The sequence below is a fragment of the Psychrobacter sp. SZ93C1 genome, assembly GCF_015864635.1.
Taxonomy (GTDB): Bacteria; Pseudomonadota; Gammaproteobacteria; order Pseudomonadales; family Moraxellaceae; genus Psychrobacter; species Psychrobacter fozii.
Window position 1 is genome coordinate 172514 of sequence record NZ_JADYWY010000002.1, and the last position, 19762, is coordinate 192275.

The window sequence follows — 19762 nt, forward strand, 5'->3', positions numbered from 1 at the left end:
GTTTAACACGCTTTAAGATATCTTGAGGATATTCAACCATCATTTATGTTCAACCATAAAAAAGACCTTGATATATTTCAAGGTCTTTTTTAGTAACTATAATAGTGAAGCGTTATTGAAGTTCAACTACTGCGCCATTTTCAACGTTTGCATAAACCTCTAGCACATCCCAGTTGGTCAAACGAACACAACCTGCTGATCCTTGACGACTGATGCCTTCAGGTACTGGTGAACCATGTAAACCATAAGAAGGTTTAGACAATCCCATCCAAACAACGCCTACTGGATTATTTGGTCCTGGTGCGATCATATGCACTTTCTTTTGAGCACCTTCGCCGACTGTTGACTTATACCAAGGCATTTTTACTTTATTGATGATCTTGAACGTACCTTTTGGTGATGGTGTAGCAGCACTACCGACAGTCGTCGGATAGGTAGCAACCAGTTTGTCACCATTGTATGCATACAGGGTTTGGTCTGCTTTGTTAGCAACAATACGGTTGATACGTTGGTTAAGCTCGCCACGGTTGTTCAATACTGTGATGGTTTCACCAACTTTGTATTCTTTGTTCTTGTTCAACTTATCAAGGTAGCGTACGTCCATGTGGAAACGTTCGCCGAGCATCTCTTTGATGTCTTGATAATACAAACCTTTCATTTTTGACTTGGCTTCTGAACCAGAAGGAGTAGTCGCAAAGTTGGTATCAAGATCTGCTTTAGTCAGCGTATAGGTGACCAGTACAGGCTTATTAGCAGGAATGTTTTTGATCAAAGCATCCCATGTTTTTTGGTCCATTTTACCGTTAGCAGTCAAACCTTTCATGGTTTGAAAGTTGATAAGGGCTTTTTTACTGTTCATACCCCATCCACCATCGATAGGACCAGGAGACGCATGGTTCCAATCCAGTAACGCCTGCATCTTGATAGTCATCGCTGAGTTGACTTTCATGTTTGGTGACCAGACAGAACTATTCACTTGCTTGGCATAGTTTGATAGGTTCAAGGTAGTGTGTCTTTTACCATCTTTATCTTCGATATTTTTGATGGTAGGGTCATCACTGAAGTCTTGACGTTTTTCGTTCTCAGGCAATTCAAAAGAAAGTGGGTCAGATGAATCGATCGATGCCAGGTTGCTAGGAGCAGCAACCGCTTGACCTTCGCTTATATCGTCAGTACGGTCAGCCTGCTCATCTTTACGCATCAGCTCAGCTGCGCTCATATTATCAGGCGCCGCCGCTTTCGGTGCTTGTTTTGAATCGATTAGCTGCGTCATGTTGTCAGTCGCTGTACGACTGTCTAACGAGTTGCTGCGATTTTCTTGCACATTGAGGCTAACTTTTTTCGCAAGCGAATCCGCTGTACGTACTGGCAATGTGCGAGTCGTATCGGCAGTGGCAGCAATGGCACTAACGCTGACAGCAGCGATAGAAATAGCAGTAATAATAGGCTTTATTTTCATCATGTTGAATCACTTGTAGTTGGTACTAATGTGGCTATTATGCGCATAATTTGGATGCTTCGCAAACTTTAGACACATCTTTTTTCACTTAATGCTTGCCAAACGTCAACTGCTGACGTATTCACTACAGTTGGGTAATAACTGAGCGAGAGTTTAGATAGGGTAGTAGCTCATGATATAACTGAAGTTAATTATATTTCCTATTATCTCTACAAACACAAAAATGCAAATATTGGCGCTACTTAGTGTTTATGTCTATAATGTATAATTAGAATATTAATTAATAGATCGGCTTTTATTAGAAGCGATTTAACCCACCCACATGTCGTCAACGAACATGTAATCAGCAAGGTATGATATGTCAGAAGACCAAACAATGAGCGCAGAAGAGTTTCAAAACCAGTACTTCAATGACGATAGTCTAGAAGATAATATGGCGTTTGATTTGGAGTCTGGGCTTCTCGGTGAGGACGATCAATTTGCCAATTTGCATGCAGAGCTAGAAGAAGCGCGAGAGCAGCTCGTCAGTATTCGCGATTTCATTCGTTTTTCAGTGACTCAACTACGCAATTATGATGTGGTTGTCGCCCAAGGTACTACCGATGAATTCGCAGAGGCATCTGCCATTGTATTACATTCATTGTCTCTAGATTGGTCAGCGAATGAGCAAATTCTTGATTGTCGTTTGACGACTTCAGAGAAACAGTTGGTACTAAGCCTGCTAGAAGAGCGCATCGCTGAACGTAAGCCACTCAGTTATTTGATTAACTTGTCATACTTCTGTGACTTGCCTTTTTATGTCGATGAGCGTGTTTTGATTCCACGTTCACCGATAGCAGAATTGATACGTCAGCAGTTTCATCCTTACTTTGAGGTGACTGAATTGGCTAAGCCGTTAGGAATTAGTCCTAATGAGCAAGGCGCAGCGTTTTACGATCATGGTTTAGACGTCAAGCAACTGTCGCAGCCTGAGCGTATTTTGGATATGTGTACCGGTTCTGGCTGTATTGCTATCGCGCTTGCGACCCGTTTCGTAGATGCACTGGTTGATGCTGTCGATATCGATAAAGGTGCGCTGGAAGTAGCGATGGTCAACGTCGATCATCATGATCTTGGTCATCAGGTCAATGTGATTGAATCAGATTTGTTTGCGAAAATCCCTACTGAAAACCAGTATGAGCTCATCGTTACCAACCCACCGTACGTTGATGCGGCCATCATGGCAGACTTGCCACCTGAGTTTTTATATGAGCCTGAGCATGCACTAGCTGCTGGTCAAGATGGCTTAGACTTGGTGCATCGTATCTTGTTTGAAGCACCAGACTATCTAAGCCCTGAAGGTCTGCTAATTTGCGAAGTGGGCGATAGCGAATGGGCGTTAAAACAAGCCTATCCTGAAATCCAGCTTGACTGGTTGAAATTTGCCCACGGCGGTCATGGTGTTTTTGCGATTACCTATGATGAGCTCATGACCCATCGTCAGTTATTTGCCTCTTATGTACAGCTATTAGATAGCATTTAATAGTCAAATATGGGTCGTGACTAGGTACTGATTATCATAACAATCGGTCATTTTCGTCACAGTCACAAACGATTGATAAAATAAGCATAAGTTGCGTTTACTTATTTAAGGATAGATATGGCAGGCAATAGTATCGGACAGGTTTTCACTGTCACTACGTGTGGAGAGTCGCATGGCGCAGGCCTTATGGCTATCGTCGATGGCGTGCCACCCGGTTTGGTTTTGTCTGAAGAAGATTTGCAAGTAGATTTAGATCGCCGTAAACCGGGCACGTCTAAGTACTCGACTCAGCGCCGTGAATCTGATGAAGTTGAAATTATCTCTGGCGTATTTGAAGGTAAAACGACAGGTACGTCTATTGGTTTACTGATTCGTAATACCAATCAAAAATCTAAAGATTATAGCGAGATTAAAGATACTTTTCGTCCAGGTCATGCTGACTATACCTATAGTATGAAATATGGCTTTCGCGATTATCGTGGCGGTGGTCGTTCATCAGCACGTGAGACGGCGATGCGCGTTGCGGCTGGTGCTATTGCAAAGAAATATCTACAAGACCGTCTAGGCGTGCAAGTCCGTGGTCATGTGACTCAGATTGGCAATGAATACAGTAACGTCACAGATGCTAGTCAAATTGATTGGGAATTCGTAAATAGCAATCCATTCTTTTGTGCTGACAAAGAAGCGGTGACTCGTTTTGAGTCATTAATCGATAACTTGCGCCGTGAAGGCACCAGTTGCGGTGCGCGTCTAGAAGTTATCGCAAGCGGTGTCCCTGTCGGACTTGGTGAGCCAGTATTTGATCGATTAGATGCTGATATTGCTCATGCTATGATGAGTATTAATGCGGTAAAAGGCGTTGAAATTGGTGATGGTATGGCAGTGGCTGGGCAGTTCGGTCACAGCTCTCGTGATGAGCTAACGCCAGACGGTTTCACTGCCAATCATGCTGGCGGTATATTGGGTGGTATCTCATCAGGGCAAGACATTCGTGTCAGTATCGCTTTGAAGCCAACGTCTAGTATTACCACCGCTGGCAAGAGTATCAACACGCAAGGTGAGTCGATCGATATGCTGACTAAAGGGCGTCATGATCCGTGCGTTGGTGTACGTGCCACGCCTATCGCAGAAGCCATGCTAGCGATTGTATTGCTTGATCATTACCTGCGTCATCGTGGTCAAAACGGCGATGTAAAGCAGCCGGTAGAGTCGATTACATAGCTTTAGTGTTATTAGCAACACCAGTACCAGTATTTTTATCGTAACGTGATGAAAAAGCCCTGCGCTGACTCTAATGATTTCTGATTAGAGTTAGCACAGGGCTTTTTCATGGGTGAGTAAAAAGTTCTTAAATTGGTAGGTATAGTCAGCGAACTACTAAACCGCTACGGTGTTACCCTCCCTAGAGGTACTATATGTACAATCTGCGGTCGGCTGCCTTGTAGCTGTTTTAGATTTCTTTGACTATACTATCTGATGTAAAGTTGAATAAGTGCTTAAGCCGCTATTTGGTAAGCATCAATAGCCACACACCGTTGATGGCGAAACACCAATAACACCTGCTGACTGGGAATAGCGAGCCAGTGTCCAAACTCAATACTATCGATGCTTTGATTTGACAAAATCTGTGCGCAATGATGACGACTATGACCTAGCAAGCTCTCAATCAATTGACTTTCGATAAGCTTGTTATTAATTAGATGGTTGGTAATAAGTGTGTGTTGCATCGTATTTCTATCCTTCATCTGTCTTACGAATTTGAATAACGCTATCGTAAGATAATAAGATAGAAAACCTGTGTAGGAATGATGGAAGTTTAATGAATTTTATTCGCGAGCTAAAGGCAGTGTAATGCTAACCATCACACCAGAGTGTGGGTATTTAACAGCGCTATTCTCGCCATTTTCAGAACCCTCATTGCTATGAACGTTGTCAATCGCAACATGACCTCCATGGTGTTCGATCACTTGTTTTACTAACGTTAAACCAAGGCCAGTGCCTTTTTTGAGAGTGTTGCCAGACGTGTTAGGCTGCTCTGCTTTGGTTTCTGCGATTGAGTGTTTATCGAGTGGTGTCTCTGATGACTGATTGGGCTGGCTTGCTGCGCTATAAGTGGCTTGGCTCTGATGCGATAAACTAAAATAACGGTCGAAGGCTTTCTTTACGGCATAGTCGGGTAGTAATTTGCCATCGTTAAATATATCAATAGTCACTGTCTGCACTGTATTGTGAATATGAATATTGACCGTGCTCTCAGCAAAGTGAATGGCATTATCTAATACGTTTTGTAGCACTTGTACCAACCAGAACTGATCAGAAAAAACACTGGTATTTGCCAATATATTCGGCTGTAAACTTGTGGTGTCAGTGAAGCGTGCATCATCGATATAGATTTCAATAGGTGCTAAAAGCTGCTGCTGCAATTTAGCGGCATTATTTTTTGCAAGGGTTTGTAGTAACGGTAATAGAGGCGTTAGCTGCTGGTTTAGCTTAAAAGTCGGTTGTTCAATTTTGGCAAGTAACAGTAATCGATCAATGAGCTGCTGCATTTTTATGCTTTGTTCACCGATAGTTTGGATCAGCATCTGCCGATCTTCAATGTCTAATGCGCTACTATCGAGACCATCATCCTCTAACAGTTCACTGCTGGCACGAATGGCGGTTAGGGGGCTTTTCAACTCATGGGTGAGGGTATGGACGTAATCGGTCACATAAGATCGATTTTCCAATCGATGCTTCATGGATTCAATCGTATCTGTCAGGCTATTAAGCTCATGACCTAAGTAAAAATAGGGTTTTTTGGTATCTTCAGCTAATGCGCTGGTATATTGAGTAACCAAGGTAATGCTTTGCTTAAGCCACCAAGCTACCAGTCCTGCCAACATCAGGGCAGCGATGCTCATGAACAGCGCGGTAATCAGCATACGATTGCGCGTATCATCCAAATAAGGCAATACGCTAGCGACAGGCTTACCGACGCTGACGATACCAATCAGATTGCCAGCGGCGTCTTTTATAGGCTGCGCCACATACATGATCGTGCCATCGCGCTGATTGTGATCTCGCGTGGTACTTCTTGCGCCATATTGACCTTGTAGAGTCAAATAGACATCGTTCCAACGACTATAATCTTGCCCCTCATCGTTGTCAGGGTAAGGCAGAGAGTCATATATGACCGTGCCAGAATGGTCTGTGACGTATATCCGAAAACTGCTATAGCTTTTATTTTTATATTCGGGCTCTCTGGTTTTGTTCGTCGCTGGCGTGCCGATAAATGCTGAATCCAGTCTTGCTTGATAAGCCTCCTCATATAGCTGACCAGATGATAATGGTACCTGCAAACTTACTGCGAGCAATTTACTGGTATCTAATAACGTGTCTTCGATGACTTGCTGTGCTGTCGGTTTGACATAGCCAAATAGCTGAGTAAATACAACCACACCGCAAATGGTTAATACCAACGCAACGGCTAACCAAATTCTAAAAAATATACTTAGATTTAGCAGTCGTTTTGGTTCAGTCGTTTGCTGCGCGGTGCCAATAGGATGTAACTTTGCATACCAGTTACTTTGATTGGCATGAGCAGGATGACTAACGCTGCTATTAGCGTGGTCATCAACGATATCATTCGCTTTATTGGTCATATTTTTATCAGTGTTGCTTGCAGTTATAGAAAGTCAGTACTAAGTAAAATATAGCTAAGCAGGACATAACGCATAACCCAATCCACGGTGTGTATGGATGACATCGATGCTCGTATCTACGGTAGCCAGCTGCTTACGAATTGACTTGATATGGCTGTCTATCGTTCTTGCCAAGCGATGATCCGGATAGTCACTGACTGCATTTAACAGTTGCTCACGACTGAATACTTGATTGGGTGCTTGTAATAAGGTCAATAAGATTTTGCGCTCGGTATTGCTCAGCTCTAGCTTTTGCTCTTGCCACATCAATGAGTAATTGAGTGGTTGGTAATGCCAGATACCAGACTGACATTCAAACGTTAGTGCTTGCCCAGTCATATTATTAGACGGGTTATCATTATCTACTGAGTTAGTAGGAGCGGATGACTGTTGAGACAGCAATTGCTCACGTCGCCAAATGGCTTTTAGGCGGGCGACCAACTCTCGCGGGCTAAAGGGTTTGGCACAGTAATCATCGCCGCCCATCTCCAAGCCCAAAATACGATCGACCTCATCACTACGTGCGGTCAAAAACACGATAGGAATGTCTTTTAGGGCATCAATATCAGGTGTATGACGTATTTGTTGACACAAGCTGAGACCATCGCCATCTGGCAAGCCAACATCCAAAATAATGGCTGATAGATCGCTTGCGGCCTCACTATGTAGCATCGGCAGTACGCTACTGGCATTGTCTAACCATGTGATTTGCCAGCCTTCACGCTTGCAGGTGACCTTGAGCGACATCGCGATGGCGGGGTCATCTTCTACCAGTAAAATATGAGTCATGACGGTATACTTATTTTAGAAAAATGTGTAAAAAATGGCTGCTTGACGCGATGGTTAATAGATAACAATCGCATAGATACTGTCAGTGTCCACTTTGCTAAATACCGTTTGTATTTGGAGTTAGGGAAAGACTCCAAAGTTGTTGGGATTATCCTAGCATAAAAGTCCCAAGGCATTTTGTGAATGCTTGTCAAAAGCGATGAAAAATTGATGGAAAAAATGAGAGGCTAATTGTTTTCACGTTTCGCGGTGTTGATATGACAGTCGTTGATTAACTGATTGGTTCAAAGCAGGCTTTGAGCCAATCTGTGAACCAAGCTCTGTATCAATACTTCAGCATATAAAAAAGCCAACCAAGTTGCGACTCAGTTGGCCTTTTGATTATTAGTAGGTGTTATTTATAAATGTTCAATAAGGCCTAGCTCAAACCTTTACAGTTTGCGTAGTACGTAACGGTTGCGGGCCAGTCAGAAAAAATACCTTTTACTCCAACATCTTGCGCAAGCACATCGATATAAGTCATCATGTCGCCATCATTATTAATGGCTTTGCCTAAGTCAGTATAATACCAGTCGCCACCTGCTGCTAACGGCCCTGAGCGCTCAATTGACCAAGTAATAATATCTAAATTAAGTGCTTTGGCTTGTTTGGCATAAGCGGAAGGTACCATTTTACCTGTTGCGTCAGTGGTTACTAATATCCAAGGTGGTGGAGCAATGGTTTTAATGCCACGCGCTTTTATGTTGGCTAGTGAGTGCTTCCACGTGCTAGGATCATTTTTATCAAAGGTTTTGCCAGTTGCGGTCTCATTGCTATCGTCAATTAAATAGATAGCATTGGCACCAAAATCAGGCTCGTTTTTAATCCAATAATCTACATCTTCGATATTAAACGACTGCGCAAACACGTCACTAGCAGCCACGCCTGCGTCTTTATAAGTGTCAATTAATTGCTGACGATAAGCATCTACGCTATAGCCATTAAATGGCATGGTAACGGCTGGTGCTTTTAGCTCTGGCGTGTGCTTCATGCCAAGGTTTTGAGCAAGCTTAATATGTTCTTTTAATGTGAGCACTTGACCGTTTTGTGAATATAAATCAGTTCGCCATGCAGCCGTTGCATTCATATAATCATTGAGATTGGTGGCTGTTTTATCCGCAGCATCCATTTTTCCTGTCAGAGTCTTGAATTCACTTGCGCTAATGTCGGACGTTCGGCATTCGATACTATCGGCATTGGTCAGCAGGCCGTTGGCGTCTATCATTGGCGGTACGGTGCACTGTTTGGCCAGCGGGGTAGTAAGGATATTAGTAGTGGTATGCAGATCGTCTTGTGCATGGCGGCAGACCAGCTCACCGTCATTGGTAAAAGCCACATCGCACTCTAAGATACCTGCGCCCATTTGCGCTGAGGCGACATAGCTATCATAAGTGTGTTCAGGTAATTGCAGCGGTGCACCGCGATGCGCGATAGAAAAGTTGGTTTTGCTAGGCGTTTGCGCACTACAAGCCATCAACTCGTCTTTTAATGGTCCTGCATCCATGTCATTGACCAAGTAGAATGGCCGCACACCATAGGTATAGGCTTGAGGCTTAGCAGGCAGGTTTTTTGGTAGTTGTTTTAGTGATGGCTTAATGGTCTGGTTGGATGTTTGAGTCAATGTGGTATTGCGTATATCGCCTGCTGCCATTGATAGGGTGCAAGTGGCCCCTAGTGCTATGGCTATGCTGACCGTTTTAACGGTTTTAAATGGCGTTTTTTTGAGTTGATTGAGCGTCGCCACTGAATTATCTAACATTGTCATGTAAACTGTCCCTACAAAAAGTGAGAAATAATAAGTACAATATTGCTGTCATTTATCCATCCCTTACGTTACCTGATTATTTTTAAAAGATAATGACAGGCGAGTGATTGTTACAAAAATATTTCACTCCCAATTCTCAAAGCTAAACTATTAAAACTGTATTAAGGATCAGTCATGACTGACTATTTAGACGCTGTTATTGTTGAGCATAACCCTACCAATAAAAAAATAGACCGTGCTGTCATTTGGCTTCATGGCCTAGGTGCCAGTGGTCATGACTTTGAGCCTGTGGTACCGCAGCTAGGCTTGGCTGATAATATGGCTGTACGGTTTATTTTCCCACATGCAACAAAGCGTGCGGTGACGGTGAATGGTGGCATGGTCATGCCAGCATGGTACGATATTTTAGAGATGAGTCTAGAACGTAAAATCGATGTTGCTCAGATTGAAGAGTCTGCCCAACAAATCAATGATTTGATCAGCCGTGAGGTTGAGCGCGGTGTCTCTCCTGAGCATATCGTTATTGCAGGGTTTTCGCAGGGCGGGGCAGTGGCTTACCATGTGGCACTTGGCTATCCAAAGCGTTTGGCTGGTTTGATGACGCTCTCTACCTACTTAGCGACCAATGATAATATTGATTATAGTGCTGCTAATAAAGACATGCCAATTCTAATCGAACATGGTAGTCATGATCCGGTTGTCCCTGTTGTTTTGGGTGAGCAGGCACAGCAATTATTGTCTGATAAAGGCTATAACGTGGCATATCATACTTATCCGATGGCGCATCAAGTATGTATGCCACAGATTCAAGCGATTGGTACATGGTTGAACGCAGTACTTGCTTAGACATCTGAGCTGTAACGTAATGTAATACAGGGTTTATAAAGGTTGAAACCTACCCACTACCTACTATATAATAGTCGACCTTATTGGGGATGTTCTGGCTTCGACGCTGGTAATGAAACTCAATGATGCATGTCGAGAGTATATGTCCTCTCGTTAATCCAACATATATTGTTATAGTCGCAAACGACGAAAATTACGCTCTAGCAGCATAAACCCTGCTTACTAAGTTGCTGATCACCTACAGTTGGTCAACTAAGTTGAAGCGTCCGCATGTAGGCTCGCCACAAGGGATTGTCTCAATCGCTTGGGTTCAAAAGTAGAGAATCGGCTAATCCATCCTGACTGTCGGATCGGTGCAGACTAAAATTAAAGACAGAAACTAAACATGTAGATTCATGAGCGTAATGCTGGCGGACGCGGGTTCAACTCCCGCCATCTCCACCACTTACATAAAAGAACAAACCAGTAACAATTTAGAAATAAATTGTTTTTAACAAAAAACCCTTTAAGTATAATGCTTAAAGGGTTTTTTGTTGCTTCTAATATGGGCTCAGTTTAGACGTTGTATATTAGAGTTAATGACTAATATAGGTTCAATACACACATATAGCATTCAGTCTTACACACAGAAAAAACATAATTTATAAAGTTGTGACATTTTTACTTTGGTCTACGTTTGCGCTCAATAGCCACGCTGCAAACTTCAAATCCCATATGACGGATATCGATCAACGTATAATATTCATGCTCAGCTACAAGTTGCACATATAGCTTGCTTGTCATTTCATAAAATTACCTTTCTATGCATATCCCAACTATTAAGAGTTAGTATTCTTAAATCCTAGATATATAGTCGCCTTATTGTACATAACTTCTAAATTCACACTATATTCGCTATTTGGCTTAGGATAGTAGTAATTTAAAAGCATTACTGATGATAAATTTACTTTGTTTTTCATCTGAGATAATCTCCACAGGATTTCTCCATCACCATTAAGTTCCAACATTTCAGCATACTTCAAGCTCATATAGCTAAGCATATTTTAAATAAATACAAAAAAGAGGCGTATAAGTGAGTTTTTCAAAAAAATTAGAAAGAAGAGTGTTTCAAAATATAGATTCAGGAAAATTATATAAATATAGATTTATATATTACATTATTATTTTTATTACTTTTTTTGCTATTACTTATAAGTATAGATATGCAGTGGATCTGGGAAGCTTTGCTTTCTATATATCTATATTCTTAATTCTCTCAGAAGGTATTGCTAGAATAAGGCGAGATAAAATATTAGCTGGGTCAACTAATGATATGTTTAGCTTTGCCTTGCTTCCTATAATTATACTAATAGGTCTTCCTTTATTTAAAAACTTAGGAGCAACTAATATCTATTTTATGAATTTTGCAGTCGATGAGTCTAGTTTAGATACCGTTAGTGGCACAGTTATAAAAGATGTCGATCATAACAAAATTATTAAAATAAATGATGCTGATAGTAATAAATATAGCTTTGTTTTCGACTACCCATATCATAGCTTTAGACCACAAGAAATATATGTTCCTCAGGGAACTAAGATTCAAATTAAATATACTGAGCTGAATCTTCAATTACCTTCTAAACAAGGTTATTTTCTCTTAGCCTATGAAATTCGTAATGATGATAGAGTTTATTTAAATTATCGTTCAGCTAAAGAGCATTATATACAGTTTCGTAGCAAGGCTATTAGATACATGCTACTCAGTAGTGTTTTTTATATTTTATCAGGTGTGTTAATTTTCGTTCTATATCTAAAACTCTCAGAAAAAAAGGAATCTTAAATGGGTACAATTAGTGGAAATCCATTTGAAATGGCTAAAGACGCTGCAAATACAGTAACTGGAGGTGTGGGTAATGCTAATGGCATAATAGGTACTACTGAAGATCTTAAGAATGCCACTAAGAACCAAGATAGTGCTTCTATTTTGAGATTTACAGCTGCTCTATAGTCAATCCAAGATAAAAGAAGTAGACTTTATATCATGAAACAGTTTTGGTAAATTATTCTTCATCCACTCTTGTCGTAGAAACTTAGCTTGAGCCCACTTTTCTCTTACTCGGGCAAAGCAGTGCTTTGCTTTATCCTCGCTCAGGGTTCTGTTCAAGGCCATAAGGTGGTAGAAATAACAAATGGTAACCAGGCCTGTTCAGCAATTTTTGAGCGCGTTTGTGAAAGCTAGCATTATCCATGACGATCAAGCATTTAGTCTTAAGACTTGGACTGACTATATAAGTAAGTCGGATTGAGAGTAGTGTTGGAAAGGCTTAATTAATAAAATTTTAATATATTTTTAAAATTTATATTTGTGATAGCAGGTAATTTGGATTAAATTCTCTACACACATATAGCACACGGACTTTTTTGTATCGACGCAATGCCTTGTGTTTAAAGGGCTGTAGCGTTTCAGTTATGCTTCCGCCATCTCCACCAAATATTAAAAATCCGATCACTTAATGTGGTCGGATTTTTTTTGTCTAAATTTTAGGTGTCTGTATCTAAAATGACCATAAGTCACTATTCAGAGCTGGAGTCTAGGAGAGCAAACATTATTTTTTCATCAATTGAGGTCATAATATTTGCTTGTTTTAACCAATGATTCTGATTATTCTTAATTGTGGCCTATTCGGAGTATCAGACGATATACCAATAAGAGTAAGCTGACGTTCAAACAACTACAGGGAATGTACTATGTTAGGAAAAATGATGTATCAGCCATTGCTGATCAGTGGTCTTATTGAACATGCTGCACGCTATCATGGTGATACAGCGGTTGTATCGAAAGAAGTCGATGGACAGATAACGCATACTGACTGGCTTAGCGTGTCAAATAATTCAAAACGTTTGGCTAATGCGCTGGCTACACTTGGGTTAAAGTCCTCAGAACGAATCGCTACGTTGGCTTGGAATAATCATCGTCACTTAGAAGCGTGGTATGCGATTTCAGGCAGTGGCATGGTTTGTCATACTATCAATCCTCGATTATTCCCCGAACAGCTCAGCTATATTATCAACGATGCCGACGACCGCGTATTGTTCTTTGATGTGACGTTTTTGCCGCTGATTATGGCAATTAAAGAACATATCAAAGGCGTCGAGCATTTTATTTGCTTGAGCGCTCGAGATGAAAAAGTCGTAGAGCAGTTACCGAATGTACTTTTCTTCGATGAGTTGCTAGCAGCGCATTCTCCTGATTTTGAGTGGCCTCAATTTGATGAGGCGACTGCCAGCTCCTTATGCTATACCTCAGGCACAACAGGCAATCCTAAAGGTATTTTATATACTCACCGGTCCTCTGTACTTCACGCAATGGCATTATGTATGCCTGACGTCTCAGCACTATCTGCGCAAGATGTTTTATTGCCAGTAGTACCCATGTTTCATGTCAATGCATGGGGCACTCCTTATGCTGCTGCATTAACGGGTTGTTCTCTCATATTGCCTGGCCCCAATCTAGACGGTGACAGTCTGGTCTCTCTCATTGATGATTATCAAGTAACAGTTGCGCTAGGCGTTCCGACGATTTGGCAAAGTCTATTGACCGCCGCGAAATCTAAAGGCAGTAAGCTTGAAAGTATGACGCGTACTATCGTTGGTGGCGCAGCGTGTCCGCCATCAGTTATCAAAACATTTAGAGAAGATTTCAACTGCGATGCGGTACATGGCTGGGGTATGACTGAAACCAGTCCGCTTGGGACGATGAATCAAATAAAAGCCAAGCATAAATCACTGAGTAAAGATGAAATTAATGATTTACGCAAGTCTCAAGGTCGCCCGCCTTATGGCGTTCAACTACGCTTGATAGACACTGATGAGCCGACTAAGTGCGTAAAAGAAGATGGTCTGTCTCAGGGTCGTTTGCAGATTAAAGGTCACTGGATTATCAATGACTATTACACAGAGAACCCTGATGCCATCACTGAAGACGGCTGGTTCGACACGGGTGATATCGCCACCATTGACGCAGATGGTTACATGAATATCCGTGATCGTTCAAAAGACTTGATAAAATCTGGTGGCGAGTGGATCTCTTCAGTAGAGCTTGAGAATATCGCAGTCGCACATCCGGAAATCAAAATCGCAGCGGCCATTGCGGCAAAGCATAAAAAGTGGGGCGAGCGTCCAATATTGATCGTTGTAAAAGAAGAAGATTCAGAAATTGACGAGGCGCAAGTACTGAGCTTTTATGAGGATAAAATAGCCAGTTGGCAGATACCAGATAAAGTTATTTTTGTAGAGAGTATATTGCTTAATGGTGCTGGAAAAATGGTGAAAAAGGACTTACGTGATAGTCATGGCGACGCCCTGTTGGCTATATCGTAGTATATTTTGACAGCATAAATATATAAGGTTTTTAGTCAGTGAATTGGTATTGAGAGATGAATGTAATGATAAAGGGCTGATAGTCTTAGACTATTAGCCCTTTATTTTTTTGGTGTTTTTTGTGCATTGAGTAATAAACAAGTTAATGCAAAAACACTATTTTAAGGTTTCGTATTCATCGATGAAAGTAGATTAAATAAAGATTGATAAAAGAACGTCACAGTAATATAGTTCGAATTTATATTATTCATTTATTGAGGCTTTTATTTATGAGAACTTGGTCAGCATTTTTTATCTCTATATTTATGCTAGCGCCTGTCATGCAGGCAAATGCAAAGAATACGCCTTGTTCTGGCAAGATGGGTGGCATATCGCATTGCCAAGGTGCTAAGTTTGTCTGTAAAAACGGAAAGATCAGTCAGTCTAAAAAATCATGTAGCTAATAAATGCTAATAGTTTAAAAAGATGATTGATATATAGATTGTTCTCTACAAATAAAATAAGAATGATTTGGTGCAAACGTTAACGATAAAAACTGTCATAAATCTTAGTGTTCAATACCTTGAGACAATAAAAATCCGATCACTACAAGTGGTCGGATTTTTTATTGTTTAGTTCGTTATCCCAATATTTTTCAATAATTAGTTTGTTATAGAAGTCAGTAACTGGTATTCCGACTTTATAGTTGATTGACTATAGATAATAAAACTATTTACCTTGATAAACTGGCTTACGCTTTTCTACAAAGGCCGTGACACCTTCGATAAAGTCATCCGTTTTCGCCATCATGGTTTGTTGTTCAACTTCCATATCTAAGGCTTCATTTAACCCCATAAAAGCATGCACGTTGAGCATATGTTTCATTGAAGCCAATGCTTTACCTGGCAACTGACTTAAGCGGTTTGCTAAAGCCTGTACGCTCGCGTCTAACTCATCAGCACTAACCACACTATTCACTAGATTTAAGCGCGCCATATCTTCTGCTTTAAGCTTATCACCCAACATAACTAGTTCAGTAGTTTTGGCTGCGCCAACCAGTTGGTTTAGCAAGTAGATACCGCCTGCATCTGGAATCAGGCCAATATTGACAAAGGCTTGTACAAATTTGGCATTGTCAGCCGCAATACGGAAATCACAAGTTAAAGCTAAGTTCATACCTGCGCCAGCTACTGCACCTTCTAACTTAGCAATAATAGGTTTATGAATATTACGCAACTTTAAACTGACTTCTCCAGCACCTTCCACCATGCCTTTTAGCTTGCTTGAAATAATGTCTTTATCTAGACCTTCAGACAGCATTTCTTTGATATCGCCGCCGCTAGAAAAATTGCCACCTGCACCTTGTAAGATAATGACACGCACTTGGTCATCGGCCTCGGCCTCAGCAAGTGCTTTTAACACGCCATTTTTTAGAGGCGTACCAAAAGCATTTAGGCTTTTTGGGTCATTGAATGTAATGGTAGCAATATGCTGTTCGACTTGATAATCGACTAAAGGCTGCGACATGTTATCTATCCTTGTATAAGTTTTTATAAGTATCTTATGGTCGATCACATATAAGTCAGATACGCAAAATCTACGTTTTGTAGTACTTTCACTAGCCTTACTTATATCTGAATTATATTGAACTGACGATGTAGACAGCATATTACTATAGCAGTTTGGCATGATTATAAAAGTAGGTTTTGTGGGCGCTCAAGACACATCGAAATTCGATAGGTTATGCTAAAATGCCAAAAGCTGTGTCAGGGGGTTATTCATGAAGATACTAAAATCCTGAGGGATATATTAGCCTCTCTTATCTATCAAACAAGGAAGTTATTATGCCAATCACTAAAATCAATGATGCTGATATTTATTATGAAGACAGTGCACCAAATGATGTGCAAAAGCCGGTCATGGTATTTGCACACGGTCTGCTGTGGAGTACGCAAATATATGATGAACAAGTCAAACATTTCCAAGCAGATTATCGCTGTATTGCTTTTGATTTCCGTGGTCAAGGTCAATCGCAAATTACCAAGTCTGGCTATGATATGGATGCGCTCACAGAGGATACACTTGGCCTGATTGCTGCGCTTGGTATTGATAAATGTCACTTTGTAGGATTGTCTATGGGTGGTTTTGTCGCTCAGCGAGTTGCAATTAAGCGTCCTGATTTACTGCTATCGCTTACCTTATTAGCAACGTCTGCTGATCCTGAAGATCCTAAAAATATGCCGCAGTATCGTAAACTTGTCCAAGCCATTCGTTGGTTGGGTAGCAAGCGTGTGAGTAATAAACTCATGCCTATTATGTTTGGCGATACTTTTTTGGCAGACAAGCTGCGAAAAGTAGAACGCAAGCAATGGCTCACGATGCTACAAGGCAATCGTAAAGGTGGTGTGATTAAGGCAACGATGGGTGTGATTGAGCGTAAAGGCATTTATGAGCAGCTTGGTGATATTACAACACCTACATTAATTATCGTTGGTGATGAAGATGTAGCGACCCCTTATGTAAAGGCTGAGCGTATGCATTTTGCGATTGCAGGATCAAAGCTAGCAATCATCAAAGGTGCGGGTCATACGTCATCTGTAGAAGAACCTGAGCAAGTAAACCGAGTCATGAGTCAGTTTTTAGAAAATTGCGTGTAGTCAGTGAAATACTAAACCGCTATAGCGTTATCCTTCTTAGAAGTACTACTCGTACAATCTGCAGTCAGCTGCCTTGTACCCATTTTAGAGTTCTTTGATTATAGTGTATTAAAGCCTCATTCTTAGGGTTAAAATTCGCATAAAAAAGCCGCTATCAAACGATGATAGCGGCTTTTTTATGCTATAAATCAACTATCTGATAGCTACATTCGAGAGCTGTATTCACTACTGCCATCATCAATAGTTCCAAACACTTCGGCGCGATTCACGACCTCAGTCGCCCAAGCGCGATGCGTGGCTGGCTCTAACATGGTGTTGTTGTATTTGAATACCGCTTTGGCTTCGCTATGAAGTATCGCTTGCGCCTCATCCAAGGTGCTGAGTGGTACGCAATATGCTTGCTGTACCAAAGCGATTTGGCTTGGATGAATGACAGTTTTGCCAACCAAACCTAAGCTGACATCATGGGTCAGCTCCTGCATAAACAGTGTTGGTTGATCTAAGTATTCAAACACGGGTGCCGTCAGATAAAAGCCATGTGGCACAAAGCAGCCAAGTAGCTGATAGGCTAGGGTGCCAATTGGGGTGTCATAGACAATACTGTGTTTAGGTCGCCTGAGACGTAGCGCGGCAAACAAGTCATTGCCACCGATACGCAGTGCAAACACTGGTTGGCTAAAAGCTTCTTTAAAACCGATGGCCAGTTCTTGATTGTGATGTGGATTGAATAAGGCGGCTGTCTCAAGCGTGGGCATTAATAGGTGCTCGGCACTCAGATTCTGACAAGCCATGCGCCAGTTGGATAAGCTATACATATCGACTTTTGGCATGACGAAACCATCGATGAGATCGATATGAGGGTAGTCCGCCAACTGTTGCAGCATCATCGGATTGCGCGGACGAATAAATACCAACGGACGAGTTGGATATTGAGTCTTGATGTCTGCTTTTCTAGATGGATTATTGATACTATCGACATGCGTAGCCCATGTATCGAGCAATGCTTGCAAGCGTTCAAGTGCTAAGTCGACATCGCTATGACTGACGGCATCCTCTAAACAAATAATAATACTGTTAATCGTAGGAAGCTTGTCGCGCTTGATGACTTGCCATATATCTTCCCGAGTTGCAGGCATATAAAGGCTAGCACCAAGCTGATAAGGATGATGTGTGTGTGGTTTAACCATCGCATGACGCTCAGTAAATAGATGAGCGTAAGACTGGGAATGGTTATAGAAGCTTGCTTCGTTGTGTGGCGTATCTGACATAGTTGGCATCATAAGTAGTGATAAGTAAGGAGTTATAAAAAATCGAAGTTATTATCAAGTGGCATGGCTCAAGGGTCATTACTTATCAACAGCTCTAAATATAGTTATAGTCAATCATTTATAAAAGAACTGAAACAACTATATTAAAAAATACCGATTAGCTGTCTTTGGTGCGTTGCTTGATGAGAGTGATGGCTTGATAAGGCAGTATTTTATCACCTAATACACTGATAGCGATATCTCGTTGCGCACATAAATGTCTGAGCAGTATCGTATCTGGATGATCGGCTGTTGCTAGCAAAATACGTTCAGGATCACGGCGCAATATGGCCCTCGTTGCTTCTGCAATGGTCGGCTTGATTCGGTTACGATTGTCGATAGCATAATCTGCTGCGAGCGTATCGATTAAGTCAGCTGTTTGATAGCGGGGTTGTTTGTATAGTGATAAATACTTCAAAGAATTGGTCAGTGTACGACGTGCCGCATCGATTTGATCGACAAAGGCTAAGCTGTGATCTGACGCTACCAAGTTATCATAAAAAACACTGCGATGCAGCCCTGATTGTGGCTCGGTATATAAGCTGCGTGATATGAGCCCTGACACGGTGCTGTTTAATAGCCCTGATGGAATCAACCAGTCTTCTTCGCTTGCCGCAAGCCAAGCGACGCCAGCCGGATCAGCAAGCGTCAATAATGGAATCACACCTTTACCCTGATGAAAGATATTGGCGAAATTTGAATGGCTAGGATTGCTAAATACCTCTAGGCTACGAGATAGCTCTTGGTAAATAGCGCCTTTACCTGTCCATCCGTCAACGAATACAATTGGGCTGTTTGGATGTAATTTTAATATTAATGCTAGGGCTACAGAATCCAAACCTCGGTCACGAATGATGCTAATACCGTAGTGTACGCTTGGCAAAGCGTAGTGGCTATCAGTATCTGCTAATGCACGCTGCAACAGTACCCCAATCGGCAAACCTGCGCGCACTAAGCTGACCAAAACTAATGGTTGCTCAGTATTAACGGTTTGTTCAAAAGTACCTTGTAATGTATAAGCCAAGTTAGCGATATCAGCCGCAGTTCTGTTTGTGCCTTGCTCTAGCGCCTGATGATAGAGTCGCTCATGCATCGCTGTTGGTGCATCTTCTAACGTCAACATATCAGAATAGTGACGCTGGCCACTTTGGATAAGCGCTTCTTTTTGGCTGACAGGTACATCAGCCACGGCATCTTTATCAACGATATCGAGTAGAACAGTCACATCACTAGCAAGGTAACTGCCTGAACCGTAACTTTTTAAGTCGGCTGTTTTTGTATTGAGGTTATTTGAAATCATGATAGCAATATTGTCACTCATTATAGAAAAAGGTGAGGGTCGTGAGAATGAATAACC

General features: G+C 41.5%; 16 protein-coding genes and 1 other RNA gene. 9 read left to right on the forward strand and 8 right to left on the reverse strand.

Annotation, left to right across the window (positions count from 1 at the left end; translation table 11 throughout):
• Nucleotides 1-112: 112 nt before the first annotated feature.
• The gene (locus I6E83_RS03625; RefSeq protein ID WP_181416248.1) at nt 113-1462 is read right to left on the reverse strand and encodes a L,D-transpeptidase family protein; all 1350 of its coding nucleotides are present in this window, start codon (nt 1460-1462) and stop codon (nt 113-115) included.
• A gap of 355 nt (nt 1463-1817) precedes the next feature.
• Here I6E83_RS03625 and prmB point away from each other — a divergent pair, with 355 nt between their 5' ends.
• The gene (gene prmB / locus I6E83_RS03630) at nt 1818-2981 is read left to right on the forward strand and encodes a 50S ribosomal protein L3 N(5)-glutamine methyltransferase (RefSeq protein WP_197100010.1); all 1164 of its coding nucleotides are present in this window, start codon (nt 1818-1820) and stop codon (nt 2979-2981) included.
• Between the two features lie 117 nt (nt 2982-3098).
• Entirely contained in the window at nt 3099-4202 is a 1104-nt protein-coding gene (gene aroC / locus I6E83_RS03635; RefSeq protein ID WP_197100011.1) for a chorismate synthase, read from the forward strand.
• Between the two features lie 275 nt (nt 4203-4477).
• Here aroC and I6E83_RS03640 read toward each other — a convergent pair whose 3' ends face one another.
• From I6E83_RS03640 to I6E83_RS03655, 4 genes are all read right to left on the reverse strand, one after another.
• Complete coding sequence (locus I6E83_RS03640; protein WP_197100012.1) at nt 4478-4708, reverse strand: hypothetical protein; 231 nt, start codon at nt 4706-4708, stop codon at nt 4478-4480.
• 99 nt (nt 4709-4807) lie between these two features.
• Nucleotides 4808-6625 (reverse strand): two-component system sensor histidine kinase CreC, encoded by a 1818-nt coding sequence (creC, locus tag I6E83_RS03645; RefSeq protein ID WP_197100013.1) that lies wholly within the window; start codon nt 6623-6625, stop codon nt 4808-4810.
• A 54-nt stretch (nt 6626-6679) separates the two neighbouring features.
• A complete protein-coding gene (locus tag I6E83_RS03650; RefSeq protein WP_197100014.1) occupies nt 6680-7453 on the reverse strand; it encodes a response regulator in 774 nt (257 codons plus the stop codon).
• Nucleotides 7454-7871: 418 nt separating this feature from the next.
• Nucleotides 7872-9257 carry a glycerophosphodiester phosphodiesterase family protein gene (locus I6E83_RS03655; RefSeq protein WP_197100015.1) on the reverse strand — a complete coding sequence of 462 codons (1386 nt, stop codon included), beginning with the start codon at nt 9255-9257 and terminating at the stop codon, nt 7872-7874.
• Nucleotides 9258-9431: 174 nt separating this feature from the next.
• Here I6E83_RS03655 and I6E83_RS03660 point away from each other — a divergent pair, with 174 nt between their 5' ends.
• From I6E83_RS03660 to I6E83_RS03685, 6 genes are all read left to right on the forward strand, one after another.
• The gene (locus I6E83_RS03660) at nt 9432-10103 is read left to right on the forward strand and encodes an alpha/beta hydrolase (protein WP_197100016.1); all 672 of its coding nucleotides are present in this window, start codon (nt 9432-9434) and stop codon (nt 10101-10103) included.
• 85 nt (nt 10104-10188) lie between these two features.
• Nucleotides 10189-10547: a transfer-messenger RNA gene (gene ssrA, locus I6E83_RS03665) on the forward strand.
• A 628-nt stretch (nt 10548-11175) separates the two neighbouring features.
• A complete protein-coding gene (locus I6E83_RS03670; RefSeq protein WP_197100017.1) occupies nt 11176-11922 on the forward strand; it encodes a hypothetical protein in 747 nt (248 codons plus the stop codon).
• Entirely contained in the window at nt 11923-12090 is a 168-nt protein-coding gene (locus I6E83_RS03675) for a hypothetical protein (protein ID WP_197100018.1), read from the forward strand.
• 740 nt (nt 12091-12830) lie between these two features.
• Nucleotides 12831-14462: a long-chain fatty acid--CoA ligase gene (locus I6E83_RS03680; RefSeq protein ID WP_197100019.1), complete on the forward strand. Its 1632-nt coding sequence runs from the start codon at nt 12831-12833 to the stop codon at nt 14460-14462.
• Between the two features lie 269 nt (nt 14463-14731).
• Entirely contained in the window at nt 14732-14905 is a 174-nt protein-coding gene (locus I6E83_RS03685; RefSeq protein WP_197100020.1) for a hypothetical protein, read from the forward strand.
• 265 nt (nt 14906-15170) lie between these two features.
• On the opposite strand, the gene I6E83_RS03690 is transcribed toward I6E83_RS03685, so the two are convergent.
• The gene (locus I6E83_RS03690; protein ID WP_197100021.1) at nt 15171-15968 is read right to left on the reverse strand and encodes an enoyl-CoA hydratase/isomerase family protein; all 798 of its coding nucleotides are present in this window, start codon (nt 15966-15968) and stop codon (nt 15171-15173) included.
• Nucleotides 15969-16285: 317 nt separating this feature from the next.
• Between I6E83_RS03690 and I6E83_RS03695 the strand changes: the two genes are divergently transcribed.
• Entirely contained in the window at nt 16286-17098 is an 813-nt protein-coding gene (locus I6E83_RS03695) for an alpha/beta fold hydrolase (RefSeq protein WP_197100022.1), read from the forward strand.
• 203 nt (nt 17099-17301) lie between these two features.
• On the opposite strand, the gene I6E83_RS03700 is transcribed toward I6E83_RS03695, so the two are convergent.
• Nucleotides 17302-18366 (reverse strand): HpcH/HpaI aldolase/citrate lyase family protein, encoded by a 1065-nt coding sequence (locus I6E83_RS03700; protein WP_197100023.1) that lies wholly within the window; start codon nt 18364-18366, stop codon nt 17302-17304.
• 157 nt (nt 18367-18523) lie between these two features.
• Nucleotides 18524-19705: a cysteine protease StiP domain-containing protein gene (locus I6E83_RS03705; RefSeq protein WP_197100024.1), complete on the reverse strand. Its 1182-nt coding sequence runs from the start codon at nt 19703-19705 to the stop codon at nt 18524-18526.
• Nucleotides 19706-19762 lie beyond the last annotated feature (57 nt).

Excerpts from the sequence above, each read along its gene's own strand:
- aroC (WP_197100011.1), top strand. The coding sequence starts at position 3,099 with ATGGCAGGCAATAGTATCGGACAGGTTTTCACTGTCACTACGTGTGGA.
- I6E83_RS03640 (WP_197100012.1), bottom strand. The coding sequence starts at position 4,708 with ATGCAACACACACTTATTACCAACCATCTAATTAATAACAAGCTTATC.
- prmB (WP_197100010.1), top strand. The coding sequence starts at position 1,818 with ATGTCAGAAGACCAAACAATGAGCGCAGAAGAGTTTCAAAACCAGTAC.
- I6E83_RS03705 (WP_197100024.1), bottom strand. The coding sequence starts at position 19,705 with ATGATTTCAAATAACCTCAATACAAAAACAGCCGACTTAAAAAGTTAC.
- I6E83_RS03625 (WP_181416248.1), bottom strand. The coding sequence starts at position 1,462 with ATGATGAAAATAAAGCCTATTATTACTGCTATTTCTATCGCTGCTGTC.
- I6E83_RS03680 (WP_197100019.1), top strand. The coding sequence starts at position 12,831 with ATGTTAGGAAAAATGATGTATCAGCCATTGCTGATCAGTGGTCTTATT.
- creC (WP_197100013.1), bottom strand. The coding sequence starts at position 6,625 with ATGACCAATAAAGCGAATGATATCGTTGATGACCACGCTAATAGCAGC.
- I6E83_RS03700 (WP_197100023.1), bottom strand. The coding sequence starts at position 18,366 with ATGTCAGATACGCCACACAACGAAGCAAGCTTCTATAACCATTCCCAG.
- I6E83_RS03690 (WP_197100021.1), bottom strand. The coding sequence starts at position 15,968 with ATGTCGCAGCCTTTAGTCGATTATCAAGTCGAACAGCATATTGCTACC.
- I6E83_RS03695 (WP_197100022.1), top strand. The coding sequence starts at position 16,286 with ATGCCAATCACTAAAATCAATGATGCTGATATTTATTATGAAGACAGT.
- I6E83_RS03685 (WP_197100020.1), top strand. The coding sequence starts at position 14,732 with ATGAGAACTTGGTCAGCATTTTTTATCTCTATATTTATGCTAGCGCCT.
- I6E83_RS03660 (WP_197100016.1), top strand. The coding sequence starts at position 9,432 with ATGACTGACTATTTAGACGCTGTTATTGTTGAGCATAACCCTACCAAT.
- I6E83_RS03655 (WP_197100015.1), bottom strand. The coding sequence starts at position 9,257 with ATGACAATGTTAGATAATTCAGTGGCGACGCTCAATCAACTCAAAAAA.
- I6E83_RS03650 (WP_197100014.1), bottom strand. The coding sequence starts at position 7,453 with ATGACTCATATTTTACTGGTAGAAGATGACCCCGCCATCGCGATGTCG.
- I6E83_RS03675 (WP_197100018.1), top strand. The coding sequence starts at position 11,923 with ATGGGTACAATTAGTGGAAATCCATTTGAAATGGCTAAAGACGCTGCA.